A 24345-nucleotide genomic window follows, 5' to 3' on the forward strand; every position below is an offset into this window, starting at 1 on the left:
AACTGATTTCCCATCGCTCATTGTCTCTGAGAGAAAAAATCGGACAAACGATCGTCGTCCGTGCTTCCGGTCATCTATTCGATTGTCAAATTCGTTATCCTGCTTGGGAAGCCAGTAACACTAAATTGAAAGGATGGTTGGAAGAACTCAACTTAGGTGGGGCGATATTGTTGGGGGGTAGCAGTGTGGAACTACAAACGCGATCGCGTCAACTGCAAAGCTGGGGGAAAACTCCTTTACTAATCGCTGCAGATATTGAAGAAGGAGTAGGACAGCGTTTTAGTGGGGCGACTTGGTTTCCGCCACCAATGGCACTAGGGGCGATCGCCGCTAATAATCCCAGTCTGGCGGAAAAATATGCTGCTGAAATTGGCAGATTGACCGCCCAAGAAGCCTTAGCAGTAGGCATCAATTGGTTACTAGCACCTGTAGTAGATGTTAATAACAATCCTCACAATCCCGTAATTAACATTCGTGCTTTTGGCGATAATCCCCTAACAGTTGGTAAATTAGCCGCAGCTTTTATAAAAGGGGCGAGTTCCCAGCCAATTTTAACTACCGCCAAACATTTTCCCGGACATGGAGATACTGCGGTTGACTCTCATTTAGCATTACCTTGTTTACCACATTCAGATTCGCGACTAGAAAGAGTAGAACTACTACCGTTTCGAGAGGCGATCGCTTCTGGAGTAGATAGCGTGATGTCGGCGCATCTGCTAATTTCTGCTTGGGACGAACGATATCCTGCAACTTTATCTCAAACAATTGTCGGCGATCGCTTGAGACAGCAGTTGGGATTCGATGGTTTGGTAGTTACCGATGCTTTGATTATGGACGGAATAACTAAATATGCTCCTCCTGAAGAAGTAGCGGTAATGGCAATTGAAGCTGGTAGTGATATCTTGTTAATGCCTGACGATCCCGAAGTAGCGATCGCCTCGATTTATAATGCCGTTAAGTCTGGACGCATTAGCGAACAAAGAATCGAGCAATCCCTCGCCCGAATCAACCATGCTAAAGCTAAAGTAGTGAATAATAGGGACGTAATAATTGACGATGAAAAATTGGCTCAATTATCTACAGTGGAAGCCGAGTTTTTAGTTAATGCAGTTTTAAGAGACTCGTTGCGTTCTGGAGGTAATCTCCCTTTACAACGACGGCCAGATATAAAATCGCGTAACTTAATCGTGGTGGACGACATACTTAATTCTGCTTTTCTCGATCTTTACACCCCAGCTATAACTATCCCGCAACAGTTTGATTACGACAGACAAATAGTAGACCATAGTACGATTGATTCAATTCTGGCTGACTCTAGACCGACACTGCTACAGATATTTATTCGGGGCAATCCTTTTCGTGGTAATTCTGGTTTGACTCCCCAAATTAAAAATATTTATCGACAACTCTTACAAACAGGAAAAGTAGTAGGTTTAATTATCTACGGCAGCCCCTATGTTTTAGATTGGTTTAGTGCTGTTATGCCTGTTAATTTACCCTGGATGTTTTGTTACGGACAAATGCCAACCGCCCAGGCGATCTCCCTAGAGACTCTTTTCGGTCTTTCTCCAAATGAACAATTCACTACCGCTGGCGATCGCAGCAATTTTGGATTTTAAATTATCCTCATGGAGAACTTAGTTATGAACTCCCGATCGTTTTGGTCAGATTGTTAATAAATTTGTATGTTTCGATACAGCAAAAATCGAATTTATTGTTATTTCTGCGGCTATATAGTTTATATTGATATGTATAGTTATAAATTTATTTAGTGGTGATATTTATATGACATTTGCAACTGTTTCTCCTTCTCCGAAGATCGGTTACTCAATCGATAGTATCAAAGACGAAGCTCGTCAGTTAATTGAAAAAGGTATTGTCAGCCGTCAACAACCAATATACGTACTTTGCAAGTTTATCCCCGCTCGCGAATGGGTAGGCGTTGAGTGTGAACTGGAAAGATGTGATTATTTACTCCGCGATCCTATTGGCGATTTAGTTTCCTATCAATCTTGGGAAAATGATTGAGTTTAAGCAAGATTTAAATTTAAATATTTAAATAACCAACAAAATACATCTTGGAGTAACAAAAACCTGGACTTCCAGGTTTTTGTTTTTTCTAGCAACTTTCCTACATCATTGTTACAGCTCTTGTAAGCAATTTGTAATTCCAACAAAACAAAAGATTCCGGTAACGCCCACTAAGAACGCACATCAAAACAGCTATGTTAAAAGGGCAAGAAATCATAGAGTTTTTTGAGACTATTTACCTATATTTAAAATAAGCAAAAGAAATATTAATTTTTTAAGGGAAACTTAATTTTTTTTGACAGATTGAGCCATGAAAACTGCGAAAAACAGGATACATTAAAGGGATAGATAAATGCATTCTCTACATCAAATTATTTTTTACCGGTAATGGCAGGTAACTTTTCATGATTACAAAAGCAACTTTAGCTCCTACCTCGGTTGGATACTCCTTAGAAACTATTCGAGATGAAGTTCGACACCTAGTCGAGCGAGGAGTTATCCGTCGCAGTCAACCACTATATGTTTTATGTGAGTATTTACCTGCGAGGGAGTGGTTAGAAGTTGAATGCCAATTAGAAAGAGCGGATTATTTACTACGCGATCGGGTAGAAGATTTAATCGGTGGGGGACAATGGTCTAGTGACTAAACCCTAGTCATTCCGATTTTTTAGTCTGGCGCAGTTTTTCTAACTCTAATTTTAGTGCGATAATTTCATCGGTTAGTTCTTGCAATCGAGAATTGACTGAAGAATTGTTACCGGTTGGATAATTAGGCGGATTTGGTGTATTTGTAGGGCTAGAATTTACCTCAGCTTCACTTCGCCGCTCGAACAAATTATCTAGATATCTTTTGGCTTCTACTTCGGTTACTTCACCTTTAGCCGCCCATTCTTGAGTTTTTTGGCTCAATTCTGCCTGAACTTCGGAGATCGCTTCACTGCGCTTTTGAGGATCTTGTATGGTTTCTACTAATGCTGCAGTTGCTCCTACAGTAATGTGAAAGCCGTGCTTGAGCAGATTCATAATATTGTTCTGGTTCATGTTAATATGCCAAAGTTGATAATTATTCTAATTCTTTTGGTTATCATGCTACAGTTTCTCAAGCAAATCGGTAACCTACGATGTTTTTTTTGCTTAAATCTGTTCTAAATACAAATTTAGATCTTCAATTAATTGAGTCAATTCCACTTCGGTGGTAATGCGAATGCGTTCGTCACGAATAGTTAGCAAAATTTTGGCGGCAAAAGGACTAGGATAAATATTGGGATTGCAAAAGATCTCTAAAAATACTTCTCCCGTATAGCGATATTCCATTGGTTGTTGTGGCTTTGGTCGATTGCCACTGCTAGGATCTCGGCTGGCAACCGCTTTTAAGCTTTGCATCAGATTAGATATTTCTTGCTGTAGTTGCCTGACTCCCTCGGGAGTAAAGTTAAAGCTTAGAGAACCTTGGGGAAGATTAATAGTTAGTTGACTCATAAATAACTAAAGTTGAATAAATTGGTGCGCCAAAGTTAGGGGCGAGCGCTCGCCTATTAACTGTGCTTGATTTGGCGTTGCTGATTAGGTAATGGTATTTGGTATTTACGACTTTTACAATCCAGATTTTTCGAAGACAATCAGAGTTAAATCATTACGCATTCTGCAACGCCTCGTACGTTAGTGGGACTAAAGTTAGCTAATCCGAACATAGGACGAAAATAGCATGGCGATACCGATTCCCAACATTAGCCCCACGACTACTTGAAAAGGAGTGTGTCCTAATAGCTCTTTTAGTCTTTCTTCGTTGAAGTGATGTTCTTCTTGAAATAATTCATCAACAATTTGATTGAGGATTTTAGCCTGTTTCCCTGCTGCTTGACGTACTCCTGCCGCATCGTACATGACAATTACCGCAAACAAACAGGCGATCGCAAACTCGGGAGAAGACCAACCCATATTCAAACCTATATAAGTTGCTAAGGCACCTACTAGAGCTGAGTGGGCACTGGGCATTCCTCCTGTAGTTACTAAATATTTAATATTAACCTCGCCTTTTCGGATCAACTCGATTGCTAGCTTTAATCCTTGAGCAGTCAAACAAGCAAGGACTGCAACCAGCAGTGTCTGATTGTGGAATATGTCAGCAAATTCCTGCATGGTTTGTTTTTTTTGCCTCAACAACGTCATCTAAATAAGTGCGACGGATTTTGACGAGAGCGCGACTTTAGAGGAAACCTCCGAGGCTTGAAGAGGAGTGGGGGTGAGACGATCTCGCCCTCGGGAACGGCTCTGTCCGCCTTCGAGCGTTTCTCGCCAATGAGAGAGGTTCCGTTGCCCGGTGAAACTTCAGGCACTAGTGACCATCGTGACGCGGTGATTTTACCGATCGCGAGTGACGATAAATTTGGCGATTGCCTCTAAAGGTTTGGCTTTGTCTCCATAAGTTTCCAATTGAGCGATCGCTTCAGCAACCAACTGTTTAGCTTGAGATTGAGATTTTTCTAATCCCCACAAGCCAGGATAAGTAGCTTTTTGAGCCCGTATATCTTTGCCTGCTGTTTTTCCTAATTGTTCGTCTGTCGCCGTAATATCTAAAATATCATCAATTATCTGAAAAGCCAGACCAATATTTCGAGCGTAATTAGATAATCTATCAATGTTTGTTTGGCTTGCTCCTGCTAAAATTGCCCCCGACTCTACTGAAGCTTTTAATAAGGCTCCGGTTTTGTGGGTATGAATAAAAGTTAGAGTTTCGGCATCAATATCGGTTTTACCTTCTGATTCTAGATCTAGTACCTGACCCCCCACTAAACCAGCCGCACCAACCGTACGTCCCAAACAGGCAATTACTCGAACGATGTTCTCTGGAGCGACATTTTTAGTTTCCATCGCTACGTGCTCGAAAGCAAATGCTAACAGACCATCACCCGCTAAAATCGCGATATCCTCGCCATAAACTTTATGGTTAGTTAGTTTTCCCCGACGGTAATCATCATCATCCATGGCAGGAAGATCGTCGTGGATTAAAGACATGGTGTGAATCATCTCTAAAGCACAAGCGGTGGGCATTGCCATCTCTGTCGTCCCCCCGAGCAGTTCACAAGTCGCCAAACAGAGAATTGGGCGTAAACGCTTGCCTCCAGCCAATAAGGAATAACGCATAGCTTCATAGATCGTTGCCGGTCTAGTAATAGATATAGAGCGATCTAGTGCTCGCTCGACTAGAGCTTTTCGCTGTTGTAAATAGTTTTTTAAGTCAAATATAGGTTGCCGAGCGGCTAATTTTTCTTCAGTCTCTACCATATCTATTGCTGCCTAACTAACTGTACTCAATCTTACCCGATCTGCACTGTTCGCTAAATAAAATTTACTAAATGGTTAATCGATCGACACGATGTAATTTTCTGTCATCGATGCCGAGAAAAAGCTTAAGACCCGATTTCTCTAACTCGATTCGCTTAAAAGTTTATCCAGCAACTTCCTGAACGATGACAAAGGGCTGTACGATTAGCGTGGCAAACTGTTTTTGTGGCTCTCGATTCCAACACGTAAGCTGCTGAGAAGAGGGTTTGCCGATCGCTTGGGTGTCAATCCAGTCTCGAACTAAATTGGAATTATCCCGAGCGATTGCCGCTCCTACTTCTACTAGATTGAGTTTAGGATCGACTATCACGAGCGCGTCTCTTTTGGCGTGGGGTAATAGCTCTTTCCAGGCAATATGGGCTAAATCTTGTTTCAATCGGGCTTGAAGATCTGACATTTTTAAACTTACTTTATCTTGTTGTTTTGCTTATTTTGAAGCAATAAAGTCATCTTAGAGTCAAATATTGCAATTATCAATTTATTTACTCTCGCCCTGGGATTCCGCTAAACTTTTGAGTAGGAGATATTTTAATTATTTTATTTAAATTTTTAAAGTTTAAACTGCTTTTACATAAATGCTCGTTAACCTAAAAATTAATAATTTTGCACTGATAGATCGCCTAGAACTAGATCTACATCCAGGTTTAAATGTGCTTACGGGAGAAACTGGAGCGGGCAAATCGATTATTCTCGATGCGATCGAACTGGCTTTGGGTGGCAAAACCAGTAGTCGCCAAATTAGAAGCGGTAGCGATCGCGCTTTAATTGAGGCAACTTTTGTCATTGACCCCGAATTACATGATTGGCTACATTCTCTAGCAATCGACCTTTTAGAAGAAGAGCTTCTGATTTGTGGGCGAGAACTAATTATCGGTAAAAATAATAATCTGCGCTCCCGCTGTCGGGTTAATGGCACTTTAGTCAATCGCCAGCTGATGGCAGAGTTGCGCTCGCGTCTGGTAGAAATTACCGCTCAAGGACAGACGATAAATTTACTCATTCCCGAAAAACAGCGAGATTTACTAGATGTGTATGGCGGTAAGTCGGTAATCGAGCAACGGGATCGAGTAGGAGCGGCGTATGAAAAATTTCAACAGACCGAAAAAAAATTAACCAAACGTCGTCAGTCAGAGCAGGAACTATTACAACGTCAAGATTTATTAGAATTTCAGCTTAAAGATTTAAACGAAGCCGAACTAAATGAGCCAGACGAATTAGAATGCTTAGAACGGGAACGCGATCGCTTGGCTCACGTAGTGGAACTACAGCATTTGAGCTATCAAGTCTATCAACTTCTCTATCAAAATGACGGCGAAGAACCAGCAGGCGCCGATTTACTTGGACAAGCCGAGTCTTATCTCGAAGAAATGAGCGAATACGATAGCAAACTAGCATCAATTGTGGAGATGGTACAGTCGGGAATGGCTCAAATTGTCGAGGCGGGACAACAAATTAGTCGCTATGGAGAAGATTTAGAAGCCGATCCCGAACGGTTGGCAGAAATTGAAGCCAGAATTAGATTGTTAAAAAATATCTGTCGCAAATACGGACCCGAGCTAGCCGATGCGATCGCCCTACAACAAAAGCTCCAACGCGAGTTAGCCCAGTTAACCGATAGCGGACAATCCCTCGAGGTTTTAGAAAGAGAACACCAGGGGGCTTTACAGCAGCTCGAACGAGTCTGTAGCCAACTCACTCAATTGAGAAGACAAGCTGCTAACCAACTAGAAAAACAATTAATTGCCGAACTCAAACCACTGGCGATGGACAAAGTAGTATTTGAATGTCGCCTGATTTCCCGTTCCCCAACCCCTACGGGAGCAGATAAGGTGGCATTCTATTTTAGTCCCAATGCAGGAGAAAAGATTCAACCCCTGTCAGAAACGGCTTCGGGGGGGGAAATGAGTCGGTTTTTACTGGCATTGAAAGCCTGTTTTTCCGATTCCGAACTAAGTTCTAGTACCTCGATCTTTGACGAAATCGATGCAGGAGTGTCGGGTAAAGTCGCTCAGGCGATCGCAGAAAAGCTTCACCAACTCAGCCTGCAGCATCAGGTATTTTGCGTTACCCATCAACCCCTAGTAGCCGCTATGGCTGACGTACATTACAAAGTCGAAAAAACCATTATCGAAGCAGCTTCAGACAATACCAACCAGTGCAATGGCGATTCGGCAATTCCCCCTATTCGCACCGTAGTTAGAGTTAAACCCCTAAGGGAGCTTCAACTTCGTACTCAAGAAATCGCCCAGATTACGGGAGGACATTCGGCAGAAGAAGCGGTGGCATTTGCCGAATCATTATTGAGCAAAGCTACGGCATATCGTCAGCAAAAAGTAAGAGGCAAGAGGTAAAAACAAACGGCGAGAGCAGAGAGAGTAGAGCCAGAAGAAGGTAAAAAGCTCAATCTTCATTACTCGCTACTCAATTGAATTCGAGCTAACACATAATTAATTGATGTTTGTAAACTAATAAAGAACCAATTTCGATTGATTTTTTATTTAGTAATGAAACAATTGTTTAGTGCCGAGCGTTATTTTTTAATTGGTCATATCCTTTCTATGGCTTTTGGTTTGGCAGGAATTATCTTAGTATTGCCCAATCCCGACTTTCTCAGCTTACTATCCCGATTTGAATGGGGACAAACTATTTTTGGTTGGTCGATGGCTGGAGGTGGTGTTGCCTATATGCTGTTAGGAACCACTGCGATCGCAGTTTATGGCTATCGTACTTTAGGCAAGTGGCATCTCTTAAGCTTTATGATTCCAGCAATTTCACTATCTTTAGGTAGCGAACTTTTAGGTACTAGCACTGGTTTCCCTTTCGGTCATTATCGCTATCTCAGTGGCTTAGGATATAAAATTGCGGGTTTAGTGCCATTTACCATCCCCCTATCTTGGTTCTATGTTGGCTTTAGTGCTTATCTTATTGCCCGCGCTGGCTTGGCAACCATAGAGATTAATGACTGCTTGCGTCAATTTGGCGCGATCGCTATTGGTTCTCTATGTCTGACTTCTTGGGATTTTGTGCTCGATCCTGCTATGAGTCAAACAGCAATCCCTTTTTGGGTCTGGGAACAGCCAGGAGCCTTCTTTGGTATGCCCTATCAAAACTTTGCCGGCTGGCTGGGAACGGGTACTCTCTTTATGAGCGTTGCTGCTGTTTTGTGGAAAGCCAAACCTACAACTTTACCTTACAATCATCTAAAATTACCTTTATTTATCTATTTAGCTAACTTTGCCTTTGGTGCGATTCTTAGCTGGGCTGCAGGTATTTATCTGCCGATATCTTTAGGAGTTATTTTAGGAATTTTACCCCTATTGATTTTGTATTTCATGGCTGGGAATCGTTCTCTACCTGAATCGGATGCGACAGAAACCAAAGAATTAGTTACCGCTAGCATTCGCTAGGAGTAATTTGTGAATTTGCCAATTTTAGCTGCTATATCTCTGGGATTATTGTTATCTCAGGGAGTAGCGACCCTAATTTTACTATCTCGTTTGTTAAAAGGCGCGCTCCGTCGTTCTCCCCTAAAACCCATAACTGCCAATCCCGATGCGATCGCTAAGGTAAGCGCGATCGTTCCTACTCTCAACGAAGCTGCTAGAATCAGTTCTTGCTTGGAAGGTTTGAGTAGTCAAAGTTACGAACTGCGCGAAGTGATTGTAGTCGATAGCAATTCTCAAGACGGAACTCGAGACATAGTTCAAGCCACCGCTGCCAAAGACCCACGTTTTCGTTTGGTAACTGACGCTCCGCTTCCCGTAGGCTGGGTAGGTCGTCCTTGGGCTTTACATACAGGATATCTACACAGTTCGCCTAAAAGTGAGTGGATTTTAGGCATCGATGCTGACACTCAGCCTCAAGCAGGCTTGATTCCGAGTTTAATTACTGCTGCAGAAACAGAAGGTTTCGATCTGATTTCTCTCGCGCCCCAGTTTATTTTGCAATATCCTGGGGAATGGTGGCTACAACCTGCATTACTGATGACCCTACTCTATCGTTTTGACTCTGCTGGTGTAACTGCAGTCAATTCAGAACGGGTAATGGCAAACGGACAGTGTTTTTTTTGTCGTCGGTCAGTATTAGAAAAACTGGATGGCTATACAACTGCAGCAAGTTCTTTTTGCGATGATGTGACTTTAGCTCGTAACATTGCCGCTGCTGGCTATAAAGTTGGCTTTCTCGACGGTTCTAAGGTAATCAAAGTCAGGATGTACGAAGGAATGAAAGAAACTTGGCGAGAGTGGGGGCGATCGCTCGATCTTAAAGATGCGGCTGCTACTGCCCAAATTTGGGGCGATCTTGCTGTTCTTGGTTGCGTTCAAGGATTACCTTTGTTTATCTCGACAATTGGGCTCTATCTATTGACGACGAGTTACCTTCCCCTATCGGCGATCGCCTTATTAGCCTTAAACCTGTTTTTACTTGTGTTGCGTTGGGGAATGTTGTTGGCGCTCGCGCCTTCTTATTCTGGTTTATCGCTATTTTCCCCTGCTGCTTGGGGCTTTTGGCTATCTCCTTTTGCCGATCCTTTAGCCGTCTGGCGAATTTTCCAATCGTCTTTACAAACACCTACTCAGTGGCGCGGTAGGACTTATCGAGAAAGTAAAAAGGTAAAAAGTAAGAGACACTAAACACCAGCAAGGGGTAACCAGCGGAGGAGCAAAGGAGAATTATGAGTCAAACTTTTCTCCTCTGCTCTCTTGCTTATCAATCGACCAACTCGGAATTATATTCGTTAAACGAACGACGTTTTAGGGTTTTCGACTCAGAGCGAGGTAAGAGATCGAATACTTCCCGTAGTTGGTCGTCTATTTGTTCATAAGGAACTTGTCCCTTAGCTTCATAGATCTTTTTACCCTGTCTGTTTAAGATTACGGTTTGGGGAACGACACCAGCATAGTAATAACCTGGTTCTCGGGGGGTATAATCCGATTTAGCTTGTAAAGCATCAACTCTAACCGGAATAATACTAGCTGCCCGTCCGTAGAATTCTTGAATGCGAGAAACTACCAGGGAAAATTGTTTGCAGTCGCTACTATCATCTACATAGAAAACTATTATGGCTGGCATTTCTCGTTGTAAAGTCTGCACTAGGTTGAGGCGCGGCGGAACTAAAGAACCATTCCCCGCAAAAACAACAAAAATATTGCCATCATAGCGATCGTCATCAATGCCAGCTAAAGCAGGAGCTGTCCAATAGCCGAATAAACCGATCGCTGAAATTGAGAAAACTAAACTCAATTTCACTAGAAATTGCCCGAGCTTAGAGAAAATTGGGCGCTCGCGTCGAATAACCGATCTTACTAACTCGATCGAAATCATAGATCAATAAAATTTTTCTAAAAAATTGCTGCAATACTCAGTTTATCTCGCTTTTACCAGTGAATCTGACTGAGAATGTAGCGCAGGCGATCGTAGTCATCTTTTAACAAAATGCTGAGATTTCTACCGACGCTCACTAGCCAATCTCGATTGGCTTGACGTAACTGATAAACCTCTCTTACCGCCGCCGCTACTAAAGACTCGACGGGAATGTCTCTAACTTGTAGTAAAGTGCGTAAAAAATCGAGTTTTTCAGTAAAGTGAATTACTTCTGCTGGTTCGCAACGATAGACAGCCTGGTGTATTTGTGGTGGACGTGGGGGCAAATATTGATATACTTTACCCAAATTGTTGCCATTGCCATTTAAGGAATTATTCGGTATTTCGTAACCGACAATCGCCGCTTTAAATTCGGTTTTTAACATAGCAAAGATCTGGGGTTGTTGTTCCCTTAATTCGGCTAAAGATAAACCTAACGCCCTGGCGCGATGTACTGAATCGATGGGCGTAGTAGTAACATGAGTGACTACTGCCAGAATTTTATTCCCCGACTCTTCGTCAAAAGAGGCGATCCAACTGCCAAAAGGCGGCATTTTAGGAAATTTCAGATCTTCTGGTTCGAGACACTGCGCCAAATATTGAGTAGTGGAGGTTTCAATTACCTCTGCAATATGATTGGGATGGCGATCGCCTACCGTAAATTGAGGTAAGGGAAGACGCATAAGCTATCAGGTAGATTATTTTTTCTTACTCAAGTCTACTGTTTCGACTTCTGATAGATTAAAGGTAACTAACTTGTCCCAATTACCGCCCTCAAACAACACTGCTACTTTATTATCGTCAATGCGCTGTACCATACCCTCAAATTTATAGTAGGTATCATCGGGATTGATAATTTTAACGGTTGCTCCTGGTAAGATCATCATATTTTTATCAGGCGATCGCGCTTTACTAAGATTTGCTGTTATCTAGCTTATAACAAAAGATCGCCTTGCTTAGTTTAGCAGTAGTTTAATCAATGAATCCCTCGCTCAAAAAAGTAATTTTTTAATTGCTCGATCGAGCTTAAGTAATGTCAAAATGAGAACAGCTTAAATTGTGATGCTCTTGCAATTGAGTCGTCTTGCGGCTTAGCTGAGGGTAAAAATTAATATTTAGGTGTGAGGACTGGGAAAAATGCCACAATTATCGGGTAAAATCTCCAAGATTACCCTTACTTTTGCTGTTTTATTACTATGGCAACCTAAAACAGAAGCTGCTGGCTCCGAGCGAACGCAAATTTTTGAATCAGCTACTTTAGCAAATACTAAAGCTATTTCGGGTTTACCAAACCAAAAGTATATTTTAAATTTGCCATCTCCCTCATTTAATTCTGAATCCGCTCTCATAGCACAGAACGTTACCCAATCCGATCCCAGGCTACTAGAAACCATCGAACGATATAACTACGACGAAACAATCTACCAGCTAAATAGCGTCGAGCGCCTACAGGATGTATCGCCAGAAGACTGGGCATATGAGGCTCTCCGAAGTTTGGTAGTACGCTATAGTTGTTTGGCGGGATATAAAAATTTTACCTATCGTGGCAATCGCACCCTCTCTCGTTATGAATTTGCTGCCAGTTTAAATTCGTGTCTCGATCGTCTTGAAAGCTTAATTGTTAGGTCGGAAAATGTTTTACGAGAGGACATCGAAATGCTACTGCGGTTGCAACAAGATTTTCAAGCAGAATTAGCCGTTTTACAGGGAAGAACCGACGGTTTACAGGCTCGCACTACAGAATTAGAACTGACCCAGTTTTCCACTACTACCAAACTACTAGGAGAGGCAATTTTAGCCACGGGCGGCGTTTTATCTAGTGAAGGAGATGAAAGTTTCGTTTTTGGCGATCGCCTGCGTTTAGAATTAGTTACCAGCTTTGGTGGTCGAGATTTACTCTTTTCTCGCTTGTCTGCAGCAAATTTCCCCACTTTGACAGAACAAACGGGTACTTTTGAGGGTAACTTAGCTTTTGCTCAACCTGGCACTAACGAACTAAATTTAGAAGTTCTGTTTTATACTTTTGGTCTTGGGGATCGGACTAATATAATTATCGGTACCACGGGAATAGCCGCCGACGATCTAGCCGATACGGTTAATTTTCTAGATGGTGATGGCGCTTCGGGAGCAATTTCGGCTTTTGGCACTCGGAACCCGATTTATTTTCCCCCAGGTGATGCAGGCATAGGAATCATTCATCGTCCCATTGAAGGGATTGAAATTACGGCAGGTTATTTAGCCTCTGATGCCGATAATCCAGACTCTGGTAACGGCTTATTTAACGGGGCATTTAGCGCGATCGGACAAATCTTATTTACTCCAGTAGACAATTTGAGCTTGGCAGCTACTTACGTTCATGGGTACAATCAGAGCGATACCGGTACTGGCAGTAATTTAGCTAATTTGCGATCGCTGAGTGAAAATTTATTTGGCGAAGCAGTACCCACAGTCAGCGATGCCTATGGCATAGAGTTATCTTGGTCATTGAGCGATCGCGTTATCATTGGCGGTTGGGGTGCATTGAGTAAAGTTACCAGTCTTTCTAGTTTAGACGGACAAATCGACCGAGGTACGCAAGATATCTGGAACTGGGCGGCGACCCTGGCACTGACCGACTTGGGCAAAGAAGGTAATCTCGGAGGAATTATTGTAGGTATAGAGCCTTATGTGAGTAATTCCGATATCGAAAGTTTAGGGGAGGATGAAGATACTTCTTTCCATTTAGAAGCTTTTTATCAGTATCGGATTAATAAAAACATTGCCGTCACTCCGGGGGTAGTTTGGATTACTGCACCCAATAGCAATAATGACAATGACGATTTAGTTATCGGCACAATTCGCACTACTTTTAGTTTTTAATTAACTATCGAGCAGGATAACTTTAGGCTTTAGTAAAGATTGCTTTTCGGGTTTGAGCTGCAATTTATACCATTTACCTAAAGTAGTGAGATGGATAATAATGCTGAAATGACGATATATCGAAATTGAGATTGACTAAGTCTCTCATTACTTTTTCCAATTGGTATTAAATCTACATTGGGCAGCTTGAAGATGAAAGCTATGATTTTGTTGAAGCATGACCCCAATAGCATCTTCAATTAGAGTACGAGAGCTCGACCATTACGGCGTATATGTCTTCAGCAATCGAATCTAAATTCAAAATTTTTTCAAATTTTTTCCAAACTATTAAAATTATTTTTCAATATTACTCTTATTACCGATAAAGTCTAATACTTTGGCTTTAGGCTTGGTTGCTGCGATTACGCTCCGCGTATCGCCAGAGGCGATCGCACTCCGAGAAGTATGTCGTTCGCGAACTGAACTCTACAAGCAACTCTATTATATAGGCTATATGCTTGACTTTTCTCGCTCGAGTTGGTACTTTCGCATTCCGGTTACTTTTAACCAACAGCCAGGTTTGAAATTTTGGCTGAAAACCGGCTTTTTCCTTTAGCCACTTCGATCGAAAATTATTCTGCTTCAGTAGACAATTGCAGATATTAACGCGATCACCATGACTGAGAGTCAACTCTTCTAACCTACCACAAATGGTGAATTCTGAAACTAGTGGTCGTACGGTAAGTATAGTACCAATCCTAACAAAGTTAATTGATGTAATTGATTTTTATTTTCAATTAATTTTGGTTATTTATACTTTCGCAGCATCTCTCAAGCAAATACTATCTATTTCAGCTTTCTTGCTACAAGTTTGCCAAAAAAGTAGTTTGACGAGTCTAAGAATATTTACAACTTTAGATGGATCTAATTTATTTATTGCTTTAATTAATCTAAGAGTCGTAAATAATTAATGAAAAAAATTTTCATTAAAGGAGATTTTATTATGTCAATCCCCATGAACGAACGTCGTGACGACATCATCTACTTCTTACTCAACAAAGTCAAGCGCAGTGGCGAAGAAACGCAGGATATTAGTTATACCAAAGACGATTTTGGCGGTAAAGTAGTAGAAAAAGATGAGGTAGTACGACACCTAAATTTTGCGATCGAGAGCGGTTATTTAACAGGCGAAGCCGTCGATAATACTAGCTCAGATGATGACTCGGTACTCGCCGTTTGTAAAAATGCCCAGTTAACGACAGAAGGAAGAAACGTCTTAAAAAGAGACTACTTCAAGGTTTAAAAAATTTATACTTAATAATTGGTCAAAGCCTCTTCCGGAGAAGAGGCTTTTAAAAGCGAGCAATAGTCATTATGGTTTAGCGGTACTTAAACAAAAATCAAGCCCAAACAAAGCCCAAACTAGCTTTATAAGCTACGAATACGTCGCGATTTTGGTTCAACCATTGGACAAAACGATAAGATATACCTGTACGAAAAGCTTCTAATGCTTCAGGAAATGTCTCCAAAGGTTTGTTCGCCCAACGTCTTCTTAAACCTCCAGTAAGCTTATGCCAAAGGATAAAAGTATAGGCACAAAAAACTAGAATAAAATGTCTTTCCAAACTCTTCTTATCTCTAACTTGATACTCTTTTAATCCTAACCATCCCTTGGCTTCTCGATAGAAAACTTCTATCCAGTTTCTCTGAGCATAAGTTTGAACTATCCATTGCTCGGTTACTATTTCTCCCTCAACATTTGTGAGTAAGTAGTCAATATCTTCAGCATCTTCAAAGATTGGTGCACTCATGACGATAGCTATTTTTCTGATTCCTTCTAGCCTTGATATTTCTGCTTCTATTATTGCTACCCAGACGGTTCTAGGTTTTTCACCCTGGATTTGAATCTCCTTAAATTCCTCATCAGATAACCATTGAGCATATTCATCTACTCTGATTTTTTCTAATTGATTTGATGGAGTTTTAACCAAAATATTACGATTTTTAGCGATTCCTCCTATATACTTTAATTTCTTTTTTTCCAGTTCGAGTAAAACAGTTGTGTTGTTACCATAGGACGAATCTATTAATACTAGTCCTGGTCGATATCCCCTCTTCAAACTTTTATCGATTAATTCTAAGGCTAAGGTGGGTTTTTTCTTGAATTCTCTGTCTTTCTTTCCTTCGGGCAACGAATTACCATGTTGATATAGTTCTATGTCTAAAGGTAAGCTTTTTTGGCCATCATATAGATGAGTTGTTACTACAACATTGCCATTATCTGTTTTCCCAATTTCCCCAATATATTGACGACCTACTGCTGCGGTAAAGTTACCACTTTTTCTATGCCCAGAGTCATCAACAATTAGACTAAATCCCTTACTGATTCTCGTTTGATTACACTTGTTCATCACTTCTAAGCGACGTTCATTTATCTTGTTCGCTGACCAAGTTGCTTCAGTTAAGAAATGGTGTAATTTGTGGTATGTGACCTCTACTGCGTCTTTAGCCATTTGAGATACATTTTTTCGCTCACTTTCCCCTAATAATCCTCCTAAATAATGTCTGAATTCCCTTTTTTGCGCTTTAGTTCTCAGTAAATCATCAAACTTTTGACACCATCTATCGAAACAGGGAGGCATGGCTGCGGGAGTAGTTTCTTTCATAAAGTAAGTGCGATCGGGCTTTAGAATAATGTTAAAGTTAATCAGCAAAGGTATTCTATCTTATTTTGTCTGTTTAAATTGTTTAAGTACCGTTAGTAGAAAGCAGAACCAAGCAAATAACAATGACTGCTAGCACCAGAAATCCAGTCATAATCGCGTTAAATTTATCTTCTTCGCTCAAAACCAAAGCTTTAACAAGAGATTTAGCCTGAAAAGTGTGCCAGAGATGACCTCCTAAAAAAGTTCCACACAGAACGAATTGAATTGCTGCAAAAGAGCTAAGATCTACACCATACAGTTCGGGTGGAAAAGCAAGGTCATTAAAAGCTACAAAATAGCCAGAAGTAAACGCCATTAATGCCACACCAGCCAAACTGTAGGAAAGAATCCCGTGTCCGTTATAGATAAAAGCTTTTCTTGCCCAGCTAAAAGGTTCTCGGACGATATGCCAGGCACCACCAGCCAGACAGGCAACTCCAACCCAGATATGACCCCCAATAATATCTTCTAGGTTATCTACCGCCGCCATCCCCAAAGGATTCCACTGACCGTGACTGAAACCAAAGAGATAACCGAAAATAGTAAAGGGATTTAGGGTAGGATTGCTCACCAGACGTACTTCTTCTACGGTAGAATCATAAATTCCGCCCCAAAACATAGCTTTACCGACAAACAGCAAAGCTGCGGCACCCAAAAAAATCAGATGATGACCCAGAATAAATCCTAGCTTTTGAGGATCGTCCCATTCATAGTGAAATTTAGACGCACGTCCAGAGGCATCTTTGAGGTTAGCCGCGCCGCGAAAGACGTGAAATAGTCCACCCGCACCCAAAACGGCAGAAGCGACTAGATGCAGCATTCCGATGACAAAATAAGGATAGGTATTAACTATCGTTCCGTCCGTACTAACACCCCAACCCAAACGGGCGAGATTGGGTATTAATAACAATCCTTGTTCTGATAATGGTAGGTTAGGAACAAAGCGATCGATTTCTAACAGTGTAATCGAACCCGCCCAAAACATAATCAATCCCGCATGGGCAAGATGTGCACCTAATAGTTGACCCGATAAATTAATTAAACGAGCGTTACCGACTAGCCAACTCCAATCTCGTTCCGAGGTGGTTATTTGTGTCGTTGTCATAATTTATGATTAAAAATCTAAAATTCTAAATGAGTAAAGAAAGCTTAATGCAGAAATTGCACTAAGCTATAAGAGAAAACACCTATGGCAATATAGGAAATCTACCTAGTCAGCACCTTCCATTGCTGGCTGGGGTTCGGTCTTCGAGCTAGTGACCAATGGTTGACCCGCTTTAGGAGTGGCGGCATTATCTAAAGCCGTGATTATCCGTCGGAAATCAAAACCAATTGCTCGTAGAGCGTGCCAGAGATGACCTTGAAGAAAAAAGAAAGCCAAGAAGAAATGGGCATTAGCCAACCAACAACGAGCGGTATGGGTACCCAAGGGTAAATCCACTGTGTCAACAAAATAGGGCACGACTCCCAACTTAACCGCTAGCGGCGCGCCGTAAAATTCAGGTGGATAAGCCAGAGTGTTGATCGCACAGTAGTAGGCAGCCACAAAGCCACATAAAGCAATACCGCCAAGAGAGTAAGAAAGAATTGCTTCTCCCGAAAAGATTAACTGTTTCTTCGCCCATTCTAGCGGCGGAACGATGATATGCCAGATTCCGCCACCGATAAGTAAAACACCCACATAAATGTGACCGCCAACTAAATCTTCCAGATTATCTACTGAGGCAAAATGGGTTTGATAGCCAAAGATAGTTAATGGATTTAAAGTCGGGTCGGTAACGACTCGCACATCTTGAATGTTGACATCGTATAGTCCGCCCCAAAACATCGCTTTAGCAACCAGTGCCAACGCACCTACGCCTAAAAACAGCAGATGATGACCGAGTATTATTCCTAGCTGCTTGGGGTCATCCCATTCAAAATGGAAATCACGAGTTTTCCCCGAAGCTTCTTTGAGATCGCTAGGAGCTTTAAAGGTATGAAATAGCGCACCCGCACCTAAGACGGCTGAAGAAATTAGATGTACCGCACCTACCACAAACATGGGATAGGTATCTACAACTTCTCCGCCTTCGCCTACACCTAGTCCTAATGTAGCCAGGTGAGGAATGAGAATTAGTCCCTGTTGTCCCATCGGTAAACTAGGGTCGAATCTCGATAGTTCAAATAAAGTAAACGCTCCCGCCCAAAAGACAATCAGTGCTGCTTGGGCAACATGAGCAGCAATGAATAAGCCAGATAAATTGGCAAAACGGGCATTCCCCGCCCACCAGTCATATTTGTCTTTGGGTTTATCGTATGTCTGCAAAACAAAACCTCCTAATCGATTTGGTAAAACTTGTTACTAACTATTCTCAATAAAGCAATGACAGGTTTATTATGCATTATTGAAATTAATTATCAGATTGTCGTTCGCAAAACTTAATATAAAGTTGCTACAATTTTCAAAAATTTGCTGCAGTCATCCTACCTTAGCAATAAAAAATATAGATATAAATGCTGATTTTACCAATTATATCTGCACTAAAAATTGTCTACAAGCGATCGCGCGATCGCCCCAAGTCTTAAATTAAAAGAAAATATTTGTCAATAATTTAGTTTTTGCTGTAAGCTGTGCGAAAAGCTTATTGATTCAAATTATCAATAGATTGCAACAAGACAAGAGGTTTGGAGATATGACCGCTTTAAGTGAAAATTATCAAGGGATGGAAGACTCTACAGATATCCCTTGGTGGGCTGGTAATGCCAGACTAAAAGATATTTCAGGCAAATTGTTAGGAGCGCACGTCGCTCACGCAGGTTTGATTGTTTTTTGGGCTGGTGCGATAACTTTGTTCGAAATTTCTCGCTTTGATGTTACCCAGCCGATGTACGAGCAGGGTTTAATTCTGTTACCTCACCTTGCCAGCCAGGGTTGGGGAGTGGATGGGGGTGGAGAAGTTATCAGTACCTATCCTTACTTTGTTATTGGCGCATTGCACCTTATTTCTTCGGCTTTTTTAGGGTTTGGTGGTATTTATCATGCCGTTTTTGGACCAAAATATCTCGGAAATGTTTCGGAATTTTTTGGTTACGAGTGGCGAGATACCAATAAGATGACCGATATTCTTGGCATTCACCTAATTTTATTGGGACTTGGAGCATTTTTACTCGTCGCTAAAGCAATGTATTTTGGAGGCTTATACGATCCCGTTACAGCCGAAGTCCGAACTATAGCCAATCCAACTCTCAATCCCGCAATTATTTTTGGCTATTTATTCGGTGCAGTAAGAAAAAACTGGATTGCTGGAGTAGACAACCTAGAAGATGTTATTGGCGGTCATGTTTGGATAGGAGCAATTCTAATTACTGGTGGCTTATGGCACATTAACACTAGGCCTTTTGGGTGGACAAAAAACCTGTTTGTTTGGTCGGGAGAAGCTTATCTGTCCTATAGTCTCGGTGCCTTGGCATTAATGGGTTTTATCGCCGCTTACTACTGCGCGGTCAATACCACAGTCTATCCAGAAGTATTTTATGGTGCGCCTCTGTCGATGAGATTAGATATTTTTCCCTATTTTCCCCCAAATAACAGTAACTGGATTTCTTCTAGAACTTGGCTGGCTAATGCTCATTTCTGGCTGGCTTTCTTTTTTCTACAGGGACATATATTTCATGCTTTGAAAGCAGCAGGATTCGATTTTAGAAAAGGGCGAATCGAGCGCTCTCTACTGCCACCAGAACCAGTTTTTGAGTAGCAAGTAGCAGGTAACGGGTAACAAAGAAAGCGGAGGATGCGGAGGAAGACTGTTCGGGACTGGGGAATTGGGGAATTTCTCTACTAGAGCCTTCTCTTCCTCTCCTTTTAACTTTTGCCCTGTGTCCATAAAGCTTTTGACTTTAAACTTCTTAAAGAGCTACAAATAGTTTCAGTTTTATACATAAAATTAGCAACGCCAAGAGGTAAAGCTATGACAGCAGTAATTGCAGAAAGTCCAAATAAAAACAAAATTCCCGATGTTGGTTGGTGGGCTGGTAATGCCCGTTTGGTCAATTTGTCGGGCAAGTTACTGGGTGCGCACGTCGCTCAAGCAGCCCTGATTGTCTTCTGGGCAGGAGCGATGACTTTATTTGAGTTATCTCAGTACAATCCGGCTCTACCGATGTACGAACAGGGATTAATTTTACTACCACACCTGGCAACTTTGGGTTTGGGAGTAGGAGATGGCGGACAAATTGTAGATACCTATCCCTATTTTGTGGTGGGAGTAGTCCATTTAATTTCTTCTGCCGTCTTGGGTGCTGGCGGTATCTATCATTCTCTCTTAGGACCCGAAGTCTTAGAGCAGAACGATACTTTTACGGGGTTTTTTGGCTATGATTGGCAAGACACCAACAAGATGACGACCATTATTGGTATTCATCTAGCCTTGTTGGGAATCGGGGCATTTTTGCTAGTCTTTAAAGCTATGTTCTGGGGTGGGGTATTCGATCCCTGGGCAGGGGAAATGGGACGAGTTCGGGTGATAACTGACCCGACGGTCAATCCCCTGAAAATCTTTGGTTATTTATTTGGGGCATACGGTAAAGAAGGTATGGCAGCCGTAGATAACCTAGAAGATGTTATTGGCGGTCACTTATGGGTAGGTTCTATTTGTTTTTTAGGCGGTTTCTGGCATATGGCGACTAGACCTTTTAGTTGGGCACGTCGGCTGTTAGTTTACTCAGGGGAAGCCTATCTTTCCTATAGTCTCGCAGCAATTTCCTACATGGGATTTTTGGCGGCTTATTTCTGTACCGTCAATGACACAGTCTATCCCGAAGTCTTTTATGGTTCTGTTGGTTTAATACAAAATGATACGGGAATAATTAGTGCCAGGGGTTGGCTAGCTACTTTTCATTTTGTCTTTGCAGTATTATTTCTCTTCGGTCATATTTGGCACGCCATTCGAGCTAGGGGTAAAGCTAAAGGTTTTGATTTTCAAAAAGGCAATACTAAGTTTGTAACTGCGGAAGATCCCTTCATCGCCGACTTACAAACACCGCTCAACTCTTCAGACTTTAGCCTCTGGTTACTAAGTAATCTTCCCATTTATCGTGCTGGTATTTCTCCTCTTTTCCGAGGCTTAGAGATTGGCATGGCACATGGATATTTACTCTTTGGTCCCTTTGTGCTTTTAGGTCCTCTAAGAAACACAGAACAAAGTAACTTTGTCGGTTTTCTCAGTGCCTGTGGATTAGTGATAATTCTAACTATCTGTTTGTCAATTTATGGCGCGACTTCTTTTAGCAAACAACTGCGACCGAATCCTACCTATGCTACTGCTAATCTCGATATGCCAGATTCGCTTAAAACTACAGGCGGTTGGAGTCAGTTCGCTGCTGCTTTCTTAGTTGGGGGTATGGGTGGTGCTTTCTTCGCCTACTTAGTTTATGACAACCTCGATGTGCTTAAAGCTGTCTTCAGTGGTCAAATCTAAACACAAAATTTTTCCCAAGCTATTGAAATAAGTTTTCAATAAATGTATGATGTTCGAGAAGTCTGAGGAATTGTAAATAGGGGTTAGACTTCCTTGCATTCTAATCCCTAGTTTCTAATCGATAACTTTCTAAAACTTTCTCTTGCTTAAGGAGCGACTTTATTTACTTTGAATGTCGCGATCGCTTTACCAAGCTTTTTGCTTGGTAATAATCAATAAAAATTTGCAACAAACAACTATCGAATAAATCAACAAGGAAAAATTATCATGGCTAAAATTGGTCTTTTCTACGGTACGACTACTGGCAAAACCGAGGAAGCAGCAGAAGCAATTCAGTCTGCTTTGGGTGGAGAGGATGTAGTTGCTTTGCACGAAATTGGCGGGGTTGCCGATGACGATTTTGCTAACTACGACTGTATCATCATCGGCTGTCCTACTTGGAATATTGGCGAGTTGCAAAGCGACTGGGAAGGTTATTTTGACGAACTAGAGAACATTGATTTTAGCGGCAAAAAAATAGCTTATTTTGGCACTGGAGACCAGGTAGGCTATCCCGAGAATTTTCAGGATGCGATGGGCATCTTGGAAGAGAAGATCTCTGGTTTGGGTGGCAAGACCGTAGGATATTGGTCTACTGAAGGCTATGAATACGATGAATCTCAAGCCGAGAAGAATGGCAAGTTTGTCGGACTGGCATTAGATGAAGACAATCAGCCAGAACTATCGCAGGAACGAATTCAAGAATGGACGACACGGCTAAAGTCTGAATTCGGTCTCTAAAGTGTTGGGGGTTCTCCTCTCCAATGAACGGAAAAGTAGCCATTCTAATGAGCCAACATTATCGGTTACTTTTCCTTTTCTAGCAATTACTACGAAAACGCGATCGCTTATGCTGCATCTCATTTTATGCATTAGTGTTTGGAGCTTGATTTCTCTGTTTTTGTTGTGGCGAACGATGAAAGTAGGTCAACAGGCTATTAATCACGTCCAACGCCTTCACCAAATACCCTGTTCTAAATGCGCTTACTTTACGGGCGATTATCGACTCAAATGTGCGGTCAATCCTATAGATGCCATGTCCGAAGCAGCAATTGACTGTCGGGATTTTACGGCTGGAGCGGATTCTAGAAACAGTCAAAAAATTCCTTATGTTGCCCGTCTGAAGCAGACTAAGAAAAAGCCGAACATTTAGTATTTAACTTCAAAACTTCTCAAATTCGATACCAATGAAAATTTCTCAAGCGACAGCACCAGTTTGGATTAATGCCAATCCTAGTTTTAAACATTTTGATGGACGAATTGTTCGTTATCTATCCAATCAAGTACCAATAGCCTATTGGGAGTATCGTCAAGAACCTGACGATCCGAGTTCTCTCGACACAGCCTTGTGCCTACTCCACGACTATCTTCAATCCAAGTCTCAACCAATCGATCTAATTGGTCATGGAACTGGTGGGTTGCTAGGATTGCTTTACGCCCGTCAATATTCTCACAAGGTGAAATCCCTAACTATACTAGGAGTTGGTTCTAATCCCGCTAGCGACTGGCAGGCACACTATTATCAGATGCGCAAACTATTATCTTGCAGCCAGGAGATTGTTTTAGCGCGGATGGTACAAATGATGTTCGGTCATCAAGACCGAATCAATACTCGAAATCTAGTTAAAATTCTCCAACGAGATCTCTATACTGCCCCTACTGCTCATTCTCTCTATCAACTAGGTAAAGTCAAATCTGGCGGAGTATCAATGCCTTTAATGATCTGTGGAAGCGAAAATGATGGCATTGTCACTCCTCCTATTTTACAAGGTTGGTCGGATAATCTCAAAGACAGCGATGTATTATGGGTAAATCCTTTGGGACATCATTTTTTTCACTACTTCTTTCCCGAACAAGTTGGTAGGCAAGTAATTAAGTTCTGGCAAAGAGTCAATCTACCATATATTAAAGTCTCTTCTAGATCGGCAATCTTCGAAGAGACTTTACATCATTATTGCTAGATGATTGTTAGTTGTTAGCACCATTACCAACAAAAGCGAGAGTTAGACTATCGTGAACCAGGAAGTGGTGTAAGTGATAGGCTCTTTCTTCGGTTTTTAGTAAAATCTGCTCGTATAGGTAGCGAGTAGCGCGATCGCCTAGGCTTTCTGCTTGCGCTGCCTGTTTGCGTATTAACTTGATGATTTCTTGTTCGGCAGCGAGATCGTGTTCTACCATTTGACGCTCGTTAAATACCCCATCTTCTTCTTGCTCGAAGCAGCAGAGTTCGGCAAGCTTGCTAAAACTAGCGGCAGGAATTCCGCCTAAGCCGTTGAGACGTTCGCCGATTTCATGAACGTGTTCCTGTACTTCTTCATAACTCTCAGCAAAGAACTGATGTAATGAATAGTATTCGGCACCTTCAACTACGAAATGATGTTTTTGATACTGCAAGTATAAGCCTTGGAAACTAGCTAGAGCAGCATTAAAACCTTCGCAAATTGGCTCGGTAACATTTTTTTCCAATAAAATTGGATTGTCTGCTACCTGACCGAAAGGACGTAATAAACCTTTGGTTGTGGACATAACTTTTGCTATTTCATTAAGTAAATTTTATTGACAAT

General features: G+C 41.6%; 26 protein-coding genes. 14 read left to right on the forward strand and 12 right to left on the reverse strand.

The annotated features are described in order from the left end of the window. Positions 1 to 5 precede the first annotated feature (5 nt). From ACLFKQ_RS14295 to ACLFKQ_RS14305, 3 genes are all read left to right on the forward strand, one after another. Entirely contained in the window at positions 6 to 1619 is a 1614-nt protein-coding gene (locus tag ACLFKQ_RS14295; RefSeq protein WP_449001037.1) for a glycoside hydrolase family 3 N-terminal domain-containing protein, read from the forward strand. Between the two features lie 166 nt (positions 1620 to 1785). Then, complete coding sequence (locus tag ACLFKQ_RS14300; RefSeq protein ID WP_449000485.1) at positions 1786 to 2028, forward strand: DUF4327 family protein; 243 nt, start codon at positions 1786 to 1788, stop codon at positions 2026 to 2028. Positions 2029 to 2435: 407 nt separating this feature from the next. After that, positions 2436 to 2678 carry a DUF4327 family protein gene (locus ACLFKQ_RS14305; RefSeq protein ID WP_449000486.1) on the forward strand — a complete coding sequence of 81 codons (243 nt, stop codon included), beginning with the start codon at positions 2436 to 2438 and terminating at the stop codon, positions 2676 to 2678. 7 nt (positions 2679 to 2685) lie between these two features. Here the strand turns inward: ACLFKQ_RS14305 and ACLFKQ_RS14310 are convergent, their stop codons facing one another. The 5 genes from ACLFKQ_RS14310 to ACLFKQ_RS14330 all read right to left on the reverse strand — a co-directional run bounded on the left by ACLFKQ_RS14310 (position 2686) and on the right by ACLFKQ_RS14330 (position 5773). Further along, positions 2686 to 3072, reverse strand: a complete 387-nt coding sequence (locus ACLFKQ_RS14310) for a hypothetical protein (RefSeq protein ID WP_449000487.1) — start codon at positions 3070 to 3072, stop codon at positions 2686 to 2688. Positions 3073 to 3165: 93 nt separating this feature from the next. Next, positions 3166 to 3510 (reverse strand): hypothetical protein, encoded by a 345-nt coding sequence (locus tag ACLFKQ_RS14315; protein ID WP_449000488.1) that lies wholly within the window; start codon positions 3508 to 3510, stop codon positions 3166 to 3168. A 195-nt stretch (positions 3511 to 3705) separates the two neighbouring features. Further along, a complete protein-coding gene (locus tag ACLFKQ_RS14320) occupies positions 3706 to 4170 on the reverse strand; it encodes a divergent PAP2 family protein (RefSeq protein WP_449000489.1) in 465 nt (154 codons plus the stop codon). A 222-nt stretch (positions 4171 to 4392) separates the two neighbouring features. Next, positions 4393 to 5316 carry a geranylgeranyl diphosphate synthase CrtE gene (gene crtE, locus ACLFKQ_RS14325; RefSeq protein WP_449000490.1) on the reverse strand — a complete coding sequence of 308 codons (924 nt, stop codon included), beginning with the start codon at positions 5314 to 5316 and terminating at the stop codon, positions 4393 to 4395. 163 nt (positions 5317 to 5479) lie between these two features. Further along, positions 5480 to 5773 carry a DUF2288 domain-containing protein gene (locus ACLFKQ_RS14330; RefSeq protein WP_449000491.1) on the reverse strand — a complete coding sequence of 98 codons (294 nt, stop codon included), beginning with the start codon at positions 5771 to 5773 and terminating at the stop codon, positions 5480 to 5482. A 178-nt stretch (positions 5774 to 5951) separates the two neighbouring features. Here ACLFKQ_RS14330 and recN point away from each other — a divergent pair, with 178 nt between their 5' ends. From recN to cruG, 3 genes are all read left to right on the forward strand, one after another. Beyond that, a complete protein-coding gene (gene recN / locus ACLFKQ_RS14335; RefSeq protein ID WP_449000492.1) occupies positions 5952 to 7727 on the forward strand; it encodes a DNA repair protein RecN in 1776 nt (591 codons plus the stop codon). A gap of 153 nt (positions 7728 to 7880) precedes the next feature. Further along, on the forward strand, positions 7881 to 8783 hold the full coding sequence (gene cruF, locus ACLFKQ_RS14340) for a gamma-carotene 1'-hydroxylase CruF (protein ID WP_449000493.1): 903 nt from the start codon (positions 7881 to 7883) through the stop codon (positions 8781 to 8783). Between the two features lie 9 nt (positions 8784 to 8792). Continuing rightward, the gene (gene cruG, locus ACLFKQ_RS14345) at positions 8793 to 10010 is read left to right on the forward strand and encodes a 2'-O-glycosyltransferase CruG (protein WP_449000494.1); all 1218 of its coding nucleotides are present in this window, start codon (positions 8793 to 8795) and stop codon (positions 10008 to 10010) included. 76 nt (positions 10011 to 10086) lie between these two features. On the opposite strand, the gene ACLFKQ_RS14350 is transcribed toward cruG, so the two are convergent. The 3 genes from ACLFKQ_RS14350 to ACLFKQ_RS14360 are packed head-to-tail and all read right to left on the reverse strand — an operon-like array spanning position 10087 to position 11624. Then, entirely contained in the window at positions 10087 to 10701 is a 615-nt protein-coding gene (locus ACLFKQ_RS14350) for a thylakoid membrane photosystem I accumulation factor (RefSeq protein WP_449000495.1), read from the reverse strand. 53 nt (positions 10702 to 10754) lie between these two features. Next, complete coding sequence (locus ACLFKQ_RS14355; RefSeq protein WP_449000496.1) at positions 10755 to 11423, reverse strand: HAS-barrel domain-containing protein; 669 nt, start codon at positions 11421 to 11423, stop codon at positions 10755 to 10757. Positions 11424 to 11438: 15 nt separating this feature from the next. After that, positions 11439 to 11624, reverse strand: a complete 186-nt coding sequence (locus ACLFKQ_RS14360) for an NAD(P)H dehydrogenase subunit NdhS (protein ID WP_449001038.1) — start codon at positions 11622 to 11624, stop codon at positions 11439 to 11441. Between the two features lie 253 nt (positions 11625 to 11877). On the opposite strand from ACLFKQ_RS14360, the gene ACLFKQ_RS14365 reads away from it, so the two are divergent. The 3 genes from ACLFKQ_RS14365 (at position 11878) to ACLFKQ_RS14375 (ending at position 14881) form a co-directional block, all read left to right on the forward strand. Beyond that, positions 11878 to 13599, forward strand: coding sequence for an iron uptake porin (locus ACLFKQ_RS14365; protein ID WP_449000497.1), 1722 nt, complete (start codon positions 11878 to 11880; stop codon positions 13597 to 13599). Between the two features lie 376 nt (positions 13600 to 13975). Further along, entirely contained in the window at positions 13976 to 14194 is a 219-nt protein-coding gene (locus ACLFKQ_RS14370) for a hypothetical protein (protein ID WP_449000498.1), read from the forward strand. Positions 14195 to 14581: 387 nt separating this feature from the next. Beyond that, entirely contained in the window at positions 14582 to 14881 is a 300-nt protein-coding gene (locus tag ACLFKQ_RS14375; protein WP_449000499.1) for a hypothetical protein, read from the forward strand. A 97-nt stretch (positions 14882 to 14978) separates the two neighbouring features. Here ACLFKQ_RS14375 and ACLFKQ_RS14380 read toward each other — a convergent pair whose 3' ends face one another. From ACLFKQ_RS14380 to ACLFKQ_RS14390, 3 genes are all read right to left on the reverse strand, one after another. Then, positions 14979 to 16244: an IS701 family transposase gene (locus ACLFKQ_RS14380; RefSeq protein WP_448999339.1), complete on the reverse strand. Its 1266-nt coding sequence runs from the start codon at positions 16242 to 16244 to the stop codon at positions 14979 to 14981. Positions 16245 to 16326: 82 nt separating this feature from the next. Continuing rightward, positions 16327 to 17388 (reverse strand): chlorophyll a/b binding light-harvesting protein, encoded by a 1062-nt coding sequence (locus ACLFKQ_RS14385; RefSeq protein WP_449000500.1) that lies wholly within the window; start codon positions 17386 to 17388, stop codon positions 16327 to 16329. Positions 17389 to 17493: 105 nt separating this feature from the next. Then, on the reverse strand, positions 17494 to 18591 hold the full coding sequence (locus tag ACLFKQ_RS14390) for a chlorophyll a/b binding light-harvesting protein (RefSeq protein WP_449000501.1): 1098 nt from the start codon (positions 18589 to 18591) through the stop codon (positions 17494 to 17496). 367 nt (positions 18592 to 18958) lie between these two features. Here ACLFKQ_RS14390 and ACLFKQ_RS14395 point away from each other — a divergent pair, with 367 nt between their 5' ends. The 5 genes from ACLFKQ_RS14395 (at position 18959) to ACLFKQ_RS14415 (ending at position 23742) form a co-directional block, all read left to right on the forward strand. Then, positions 18959 to 20020 (forward strand): chlorophyll a/b binding light-harvesting protein, encoded by a 1062-nt coding sequence (locus ACLFKQ_RS14395; protein WP_449000502.1) that lies wholly within the window; start codon positions 18959 to 18961, stop codon positions 20018 to 20020. A 213-nt stretch (positions 20021 to 20233) separates the two neighbouring features. After that, complete coding sequence (locus tag ACLFKQ_RS14400) at positions 20234 to 21742, forward strand: chlorophyll a/b binding light-harvesting protein (RefSeq protein ID WP_449000503.1); 1509 nt, start codon at positions 20234 to 20236, stop codon at positions 21740 to 21742. A 267-nt stretch (positions 21743 to 22009) separates the two neighbouring features. Then, positions 22010 to 22522: a flavodoxin FldA gene (gene fldA / locus ACLFKQ_RS14405; RefSeq protein ID WP_449000504.1), complete on the forward strand. Its 513-nt coding sequence runs from the start codon at positions 22010 to 22012 to the stop codon at positions 22520 to 22522. 109 nt (positions 22523 to 22631) lie between these two features. Continuing rightward, the gene (locus ACLFKQ_RS14410) at positions 22632 to 22934 is read left to right on the forward strand and encodes a hypothetical protein (RefSeq protein ID WP_449000505.1); all 303 of its coding nucleotides are present in this window, start codon (positions 22632 to 22634) and stop codon (positions 22932 to 22934) included. A gap of 34 nt (positions 22935 to 22968) precedes the next feature. Beyond that, a complete protein-coding gene (locus ACLFKQ_RS14415; protein ID WP_449000506.1) occupies positions 22969 to 23742 on the forward strand; it encodes an alpha/beta fold hydrolase in 774 nt (257 codons plus the stop codon). Positions 23743 to 23749: 7 nt separating this feature from the next. Here ACLFKQ_RS14415 and dpsA read toward each other — a convergent pair whose 3' ends face one another. Continuing rightward, entirely contained in the window at positions 23750 to 24307 is a 558-nt protein-coding gene (gene dpsA, locus ACLFKQ_RS14420) for a DNA starvation/stress protection protein DpsA (RefSeq protein ID WP_449000507.1), read from the reverse strand. Positions 24308 to 24345: the final 38 nt, after the last annotated feature.

Source organism: Myxosarcina sp. GI1(2024) (assembly GCF_053543375.1).